The 1,256-nt window shown below is 76.9% G+C and carries 1 protein-coding gene; it reads left to right on the forward strand.

All coding sequences use genetic code 11. The annotated features are described in order from the left end of the window. Nucleotides 1-1,256, forward strand: a 1,256-nt coding sequence (locus V5O46_RS31560; protein WP_332888164.1) for a polyketide synthase dehydratase domain-containing protein, incomplete at both ends; no start/stop codon positions are given.

Here is a 1,256-nt window from a genome sequence, read left to right on the forward strand (position 1 = left end):
CTCCGCCCGTGGCCACCCCCGTCGGCCTGGCGGGCGTCGGCCTCACGGCCACCGGACATCCCCTGCTCGGCGCCGGCGTCGAACTGCCCGGCACGGACGCGGTGGCGTTCACCGGAAGCGTGTCGCTGAGCACCCACCCGTGGCTGTCCGACCACGCCATCCTGGGGCCGGTCCTGCTGCCGGGCACGGCGTTCCTGGACCTCGCCCTCGCGGCGGGCGAACACATCGGCTGCCCCCGGCTGGACGACCTCGCGCTGCAGGCCCCGCTGGCGCTCCCGGCCCAGGGCTCGGTGCGTCTGCAGGTCAGGGTCGAGGGGGCCGAGTCCGACGGGAGCCGCCAGGTCGGCATCTACTCACGGCCCGAGGACGACGAGGACGCCTGGACCCAGCACGCGATCGGCGTGCTGGCGCCCGAAAGCGGCCCCGCCGCCGAGGCGTTGACCGAGTGGCCGCCCCAGGGCGCCGAACCCGTGTCCGTGGACGGCCTGTACGACGACCTGGCCGCCACCGGGTTCGCGTACGGCCCCCTCTTCCGCGGCCTGCGTGCCGCCTGGGTGCGGGACGGCGCCGTCTACGCGGACATCGCGCTCCCGGACGACTCGGCCTCCGTCGAGGGCTACGGCCTGCACCCGGCGCTGCTCGACGCTGCCCTGCACGCGCTCGGCTGCGCGAACCTGGTCGAGGACTGGGAGGACGGCCAGCTGCCCTTCGCGTGGACCGGCGCGCGGATCCACGCCGTGGGCGCCAGGGCGCTGCGCGTCCGGCTCCGGGCCGAGAACGGCGGGATCGCGCTGACCGCGGCCGATGCCGGTGGTCAGCCCGTGGCCGAGATCGAGGGGGTCCGGCTGCGGCCCGTCGGCGACGCACGTGCCGTTCGCGCGGCGGGCGCGCGCCCCTACCGGGTCGAGTGGGTCCCCGTCGTACCGGCGGACGACCGCGCGGGCGACGACATCACCGTCGTCCCCGTGACCGGCCGTACCGCCGACGGCGACACTGTGGCCGAGGTGCGTGCCGGCGTCGCCGCCGCCCTGGCCAGGCTGCAGGAATGGCTGGCCGACGACCGGCCCGAGAGCCTGGTCTTCGTCACCCGGGGCGCCGTCGCGGCGCTGCCGGGCGAGGCACCGGACCCGGTGGCCGCCGCGGTGTGGGGCCTGGTGCGCTCGGCCCAGTCCGAGCACCCCGGCCGCTTCGTCCTCGCCGACCTGGCACCGGACGACGACCACCACGCCTCGGTGGCCTCGACTGCCGTCCGCACC

The sequence above is a fragment of the Streptomyces poriticola genome, from assembly GCF_036689765.1.
In the GTDB taxonomy this organism is placed as follows: Bacteria; Actinomycetota; Actinomycetes; order Streptomycetales; family Streptomycetaceae; genus Streptomyces; species Streptomyces poriticola.